General features: G+C 67.8%; 4 protein-coding genes and 3 pseudogenes. 4 read left to right on the top strand and 3 right to left on the bottom strand.

All coding sequences use genetic code 11. The annotated features are described in order from the left end of the window. The 3 genes and pseudogenes from ABZ641_RS23180 to ABZ641_RS23170 form a co-directional block, all read right to left on the bottom strand. A pseudogene (locus tag ABZ641_RS23180) lies at nucleotides 1-207 on the bottom strand (helix-turn-helix domain-containing protein); the annotation flags it as partial. Beyond that, nucleotides 194-370 carry a helix-turn-helix domain-containing protein gene (locus tag ABZ641_RS23175; protein WP_359984510.1) on the bottom strand — a complete coding sequence of 59 codons (177 nt, stop codon included), beginning with the start codon at nucleotides 368-370 and terminating at the stop codon, nucleotides 194-196. The gene ABZ641_RS23175 and the pseudogene ABZ641_RS23180, both read right to left, overlap by 14 nt. 128 nt (nucleotides 371-498) lie before the next feature. Then, nucleotides 499-714 (bottom strand): annotated as a pseudogene (locus ABZ641_RS23170) (transposase); the annotation flags it as partial. A 452-nt stretch (nucleotides 715-1,166) separates the two neighbouring features. Between ABZ641_RS23170 and ABZ641_RS23165 the strand changes: the two are divergent. The 4 genes and pseudogenes from ABZ641_RS23165 to ABZ641_RS23150 all read left to right on the top strand — a co-directional run bounded on the left by ABZ641_RS23165 (nucleotide 1,167) and on the right by ABZ641_RS23150 (nucleotide 5,958). Beyond that, nucleotides 1,167-2,750 (top strand): oleate hydratase, encoded by a 1,584-nt coding sequence (locus ABZ641_RS23165; protein ID WP_359984507.1) that lies wholly within the window; start codon nucleotides 1,167-1,169, stop codon nucleotides 2,748-2,750. A 109-nt stretch (nucleotides 2,751-2,859) separates the two neighbouring features. Beyond that, nucleotides 2,860-3,483 carry a hypothetical protein gene (locus tag ABZ641_RS23160; RefSeq protein WP_359984504.1) on the top strand — a complete coding sequence of 208 codons (624 nt, stop codon included), beginning with the start codon at nucleotides 2,860-2,862 and terminating at the stop codon, nucleotides 3,481-3,483. An 827-nt stretch (nucleotides 3,484-4,310) separates the two neighbouring features. After that, nucleotides 4,311-4,499: pseudogene (locus ABZ641_RS23155) on the top strand (IS5/IS1182 family transposase); the annotation flags it as partial. Nucleotides 4,500-4,620: 121 nt separating this feature from the next. Next, nucleotides 4,621-5,958 carry a M14 family metallopeptidase gene (locus tag ABZ641_RS23150; protein WP_359984502.1) on the top strand — a complete coding sequence of 446 codons (1,338 nt, stop codon included), beginning with the start codon at nucleotides 4,621-4,623 and terminating at the stop codon, nucleotides 5,956-5,958. Nucleotides 5,959-6,154 lie beyond the last annotated feature (196 nt).

Raw genomic sequence — 6,154 nt, 5'->3', positions numbered from 1 at the left:
TGGAGGCGAGCAGGCACGGGTGGCGGCGGGGGGCCCGGTCCCAGGCGCGGTCCTCGGCATCCACGGCCCGGTAACGGGCGGGCCCCTTGTTGCGGGCGATCTCCCGGCTGACGGTCGAGGCCGAGCGGCCCAGACAGCGGGCTATCGCGCGGATCGAGTCACCCGAGCGAGACCGCGTGAGATCGACTCCCGCTCAGGAAAAGTCAGTTGACCTGATCGCCGTTGCCGGATCGGCGGAACGTATCCCGCCGTTGGACTTGATGATCGTGAAGATCGAGCCAGGCGGCCTGCCCAGCGCCCGCGAGATCTCGCTGATCGACTCACCGGCCTTCCAGCGGTCCCACAACTCACGCTTCTGTGTGTCCGACATGCCCGGACGACCCAACCTCGGCATGCGCCACATCCTCCGTCACCAGGGATGTTGCGCTGACGGGTTGAGTTCACCGTGGCTTTTTTCAAGATCTCGATCGTCTGCGGCTGTTCATGGTTCTGCCGCCGCAACTGCATCAGCTCTTCGCGTTCCGTGCCGGTCAGCGCGCCAGCAGGGCCCTGGCCCCGGTCGATCATCGCCTGCTTGACCCACGAGCGCAGGCCCTCGGCACTGACGCCGAGCTCCCTGGCCACCTCGGTCGGAGTCCGTCCAGTCGAGAAGACCAGCTCCACCGCGTCCTTCTTGAACTCGGCCGCGTGCCGCTTACCGCTCTTGCCACTCACGATCAGGACTACTTCCTCCGGGACCAACCGTCCCAGTAGCGAGCTGTCCAAGATCCGGGGGGAACTTCACGTTCCACTACTACACGCCCGGTGACGCGCTCGCCCACGGGACGATCGCCTGGGGCCCGTTCGCCGTCCTGGTGACGGTCGGGTGCGCCGGGATCGCCGCCGCCCTCCCCCTGCTGCTGCGCCGGGACCTGGTTCCCTGAGCACCAACCCGCCCGCAGCCCGCCCGGTCACCTGACCGCCGAGGACACCCGCAATCCGCGCCGAGCACCCCAAGGCCGTGCCGCCGGGACCGTTGTTCCCCCACCAGTGACCAATGGCCCAAAGCCCCAAGCGGCCGGCCCAGAGCAGGCTGGCACCAACAGCTCGAACGGCGAACCCGATCAGCGCAGCGCCACTTTCTGACCGGCCGGTCAGGCACGAACAGCATTTTTTCCCCAGCAGAGTTGAGGAGTATTCCGATGGCACAGGCATATCTGGTCGGCAGTGGCATAGCCGCCCTGTCCGCCGCGGCGTTCCTGATCCGCGACGGCGGCTTCGCCGGCAGCGACATCCACCTCTTCGAGGAGCAGGTGGAGGTCGGCGGCAGCCTGGACGCGGGCGGCACGCCGGACGCGGGCTACACGATGCGCGGCGGGCGGATGTTCGAGGCCCAGTTCCGCTGCACCTACGACCTACTGTCCGGCATCCCGTCGTTGGACGACCCGTCGACTTCCGCCACCCAGGACGTCTACGACTCCCACCAGGAGTCACCGTGGGACGACGCCACCCGGCTGGTGGGCGCGGGCGGGGAGATCCGCGACGGCCACGCCATGGGCTTCTCCGAGCATCACCGCCTTCAGCTGGTCAAGTGCCTGGCCACACCCGAACGGATGCTGGACGGCAAGCGGATCACCGACTGCTTCCGCGAGGACTTCTTCACCACCGACTTCTGGTACATGTGGTGCACCACCTTCGCCTTCGAGCCCTGGCACAGCGCGATCGAGTTCCGCCGCTACCTCAGGCGCTTCGTACATCTGTTCCCCGAGTTCGAGACGATGTCCGGGATCTACCGCACCCGGTACAACCAGTACGACTCGATCGTCCGCCCGCTGACCGGCTGGCTGCTGGAGCGCGGCGTGCGGATCCACACCGGCCGTCGGGTGACCGACCTGTCCTTCCGGGCGGAGCCGGGCACGAGCGTCGAGCGCATCCACTTCGCTGGTGCCCACGCCGACCTTCCGGTCGCCCCGGACGACCTGGTGTTCGTCACCAACGGCTCGATGACCGCCGACTCCACCCTCGGCTCGCACACCGCCCCGCCGGAAGGCCCGAGCACCTCACGCAGTCCCTCCTCCTTCCTGCTCTGGCACCGCATCGCCCGCGGCCGCGAGGACTTCGGCCGCCCGGAAGTGTTCGACCGCAGTGTCGCCGACTCCACCTGGGAGTCCTTCACCGTCACCGCCAAGGACCCGGCCTTCCTGGACTGGATGGAGAAGTTCACCGGTCGTGCTACCGGCCGCGGCGGCCTGCTCACCCTGACCGACTCCCCCTGGCTGCTCACCGTCGTGGTCAACCGTCAGCCGGTCTACCAGCAGCAGCCCGAGGACGTGTCCGTCTGGTGGGGCTACGGCCTCTTCCCCGACAAGCCCGGGACGTACGTCCAGAAGCCCATGCGGGAGTGCAGCGGGGAGGAGATCCTCCAGGAAGTTCTGCACCACCTGGCCGTGGACGCCACCACCGCAGAGCGCGTCGCCGAGGCATCCACCGTCATCCCCTGCCTGATGCCCTACATCACCAGCCAGTTCCTGGTCCGCAGCCACGGCGACCGGCCGCAGGTCGTACCGAAGGGCTCCACCAACCTCGCCTTCATCGGCCAGTTCGCCGAGGTTCCCGACGACGTCGTCTTCACCGTCGAGTACTCCGTGCGCACCGCCTGGGCCGCGGTGGCGCAGCTCCTCGGCCTTGACCGACAGCCGCCGGCCGTCCACAAGGGCCACCACGACCCGCACGTCCTGGCCCGGGCCCTGCACACCATGCACCGCAAGTGACGGCAGGAGGGCCCGGCCCCGGCCCTCCCACCGGCCTCGCGCCCACCGCAGCACGCACCCGCAAATCATTAACGCCAGTCCGGCAGTAGAACCAGCAGAGGAGCCCATCATGGCCGTCCACCACACCCACACCCCCCGGATGCCCCGCCGCCTCACGGCCAGGCTCCACCGCCGCACCGCGCAGCCGGCCGACCGTACCGCCACCACCGCGGCGACCACCGCCACGGCCACCGCCCTGGCCGCCACCCGGGTTGCCCTCGGTTTCGTGTTCCTGTGGGCCTTCCTCGACAAGGTCTTCGGCCTGGGCTACGCCACCAAGAGCGCCGCCGCCTGGGTCAGGGGAGGCTCGCCCACCAAGGGCTTCCTCAGCCACGTCTCGGCCGGCCCGCTGCAGTCCGCCTTCCACCAGTGGGCCGGACAGGCCTGGGCTGACTGGCTGTTCATGCTCGGCCTGCTCGGCATCGGCCTCGCTCTCATCGGCGGGATCGGCCTGCGGATCGCCGCGGCGAGCGGGATCCTGCTGCTGGCGATGATGTGGACCGCCGAGTGGCCGCCCGCCCGCCACCTGGCGAACGGCGCCGCCAGCGGATCCACCAACCCCGTCGCCGACTACCACCTCGTCTACGCCCTGCTGCTGATCGTGTTGGCCGCCACCGCCTCCGGCAACAGCTGGGGGCTGGGCCGCCGCTGGGGCGCCCTCCCGGTCGTGCGCGACCACCCCTGGCTGCGCTGACCCCCACCGCACCCGCAGTGGCCGACCGCGACACGATCGCGGCCGGCCACTGCGCTTTTGCGTCGAACGGATCTCGTCCGCTGCCCCGCGGCCATGAATCCGGTCCTGCAACCCGGAGGCGCGTCACGGATATCCCCTCGGCGTCAGCCGCATTCACGCGCGTCTCGAGCCACGCTGGCGCTTCATCACTTACACGCGGCGCGGGCACGACGAAGCTCCTCGGTCGGTGGCGAACTGTGGGGCTCGACCGTACCGGGGGAGCGGGTGTGACAGGTTCGGTCAGACGGCGTGCAAGCCGTGGGCGGCGAACACCGCGCGGGCCGCGGACATCTGGTCGCGTGTCGGCGAGGGTGAACTCCAGGCCCAGTGCACGCCATTTGACGGCGCCGAGCTTGTGGAGGGGAGCACGTCGACCCGGGAGACGTTGCCGAGGGAGGCGGCGAAGGAGGCGACGCCCTCGATGTTCTCGGGAAGGTCGGTGAGCCCGGGACGAGAACGAAGCGGACCCAGACCTCGGTGCCGAGGCCGGCCAGGCGGTGGGCGAAGTCCAGGGTGGGAGCGAGTCTCTGCCTGGTCAGGTGCCGGTAGAGCGCGCGGTCCCAGGACTTGATGTCGAGCAGGACTAGGGCGCGTATCGGGTTGTGATCAATGTGCGGGTTTCGCTCTCGTGGTCGCGCCCGATCCGATAGATCATGTTGTGTGACGCGAGTGCAACTGACTGACGGCGATTAGGAGTTCATCGGGCCGTACCTGCCGATCGGCGAGTACGGCCCGTACCCCGAGCGGCTGCGTCGGCAGTTCGAGGGCGTGATCTGGCGGTTCCGGACGGGCGGCCAGTGGAGGGAGATGCCGAGCTCTACAAGGAGCGGAACACCGTCGAGCGCCTGATCAACAGGCTGAAGGCCTGGCGGGGCATCGCCACCCGGTTCGACAAGACACCCGGCAGCTACCTCGCCGGCCTCCACCTTCGTGCCTCGATGCTCTGGATCAAGGACCTGACCAAGACCACCCCTTGATCACGACCAAATACGCTCCCTAACGCCGGACGTATTGACTGATTCATGACATCAAGTCACCATCGGCTGGGCGCGCCTCGTTCCTCCCTCCGTTCCTGCGGACCCCCACAGGAGGACAGTCATGCGACTGCCCCGACGCAGCCGGCCGGCCCTCGCCGTCGCCGCCCTGCTCTCGCTCACCCTCGCCACGCCCCTCACCATGACTTCCGCATCCGCCCGGTCCGGCACGCCCAACGTCACCGTCGACGAGACCCTCAGGCAGTACGCGGTCGACGGCCCGAGCACCGTCGCCGAGCGGACCGTGATCGCCGCCACCGGCGCCTCCATCGACGAGGTGGACGCCCGCTCCGTGGTGGTCAGCGCCAACGCAGCCGAACTGTTGCGACTCAGGGCGCTCGGCTGGAAGCCCATCGCTCTGCCCGGCCCTGAGCAGGAAGCCCCGCAGCTCAGTACCACGCTCAACGACTTCCCGAGCAAAGACTCCGCCTACCACAACTACGCCGAGGCCACCGCCGACATCAACGCGATGGTCGCCACCCACCCATCGACCATGAGCAAGCAGGTGATCGGTAAGTCATACGAGGGCCGAGACATCGTCGCAGTGAAGGTGAGTGACAACGTCACCACCGACGAAAGCGAGCCCGAGGTACTGCTCACCTTCCACCAGCACGCCCGCGAGCACCTCACCGTCGAAATGGCGCTCTACCTGCTGCACGAGTTCAGCGACAAGTACGCGAGCGACTCGCGAATCGCGAACATCGTCAACAGTCGGGAGATCTGGATCGTCCCGGACCTCAACCCGGACGGTGGCGAGTACGACATCGCGACCGGTAACTACCGCAGCTGGCGCAAGGACCGACAACCTAATGCCGGCAGCAGGTACATCGGCACCGACCTCAACCGGAACTGGAACTACAAGTGGGGCTGCTGCGGAGGCTCCTCCGGTTCCACCTCCAGCGAGACCTACCGGGGCAGCGCGCCCGAATCCGCAACGGAGACCAAGGTGGTCGCCGACTTCGTCCGCACCCGGGTGGTCAGCGGCAAGCAGCAGATCACCGCAGCCATCGACTTCCACACCTACAGCGAACTGGTGCTGTGGCCGTTCGGCTGGACCAGCGCCGACACCGCAAGCGGCATGACGGCCGACGAGGCGAAGACCTTCGCCACTTTCGGCCGCACCATGGCCGCCACCAACGGCTACACCCCCGAGCAGTCCAGCGACCTGTACATCACCGACGGGTCGATCGACGACTGGCTGTGGGGCGCGCACCGGATCTTCGCGTACACCTTCGAGATGTACCCGACCTCCAGCAGCGGCGGCGGCTTCTACCCGCCCGGATCGATCATCGACCGGGAGACCAGCCGCAATCGAGAGGCGGTGCTGCTCCTGCTGGAAAACGCCGACTGCATGTACCGGGCGATCGGCAAGCAGCAGCAGTACTGCGGCATCGCGAACTGAGCTCCGGTAAGGGTGGTTCGCAACGCCACTGACCATCGACTCGTCAACCCGTGCGCCATCGTGCCGATGATTCAGGCCGTGGGTGCGGGCGCCGGGCAGTAAGGCCTGAAGACGAGGGGGCGCCCCAGATCGGAAGATCGCACGACTCAACTCCAGTAAACAATACACAAAAATCGTAATAAGTCATGTTGAATTA

It is taken from the genome of Kitasatospora sp. NPDC007106 (assembly GCF_040634455.1).
In the GTDB taxonomy this organism is placed as follows: domain Bacteria; phylum Actinomycetota; class Actinomycetes; order Streptomycetales; family Streptomycetaceae; genus Kitasatospora; species Kitasatospora arboriphila.
This window is presented reverse-complemented; position numbering and strand designations above follow the sequence as displayed.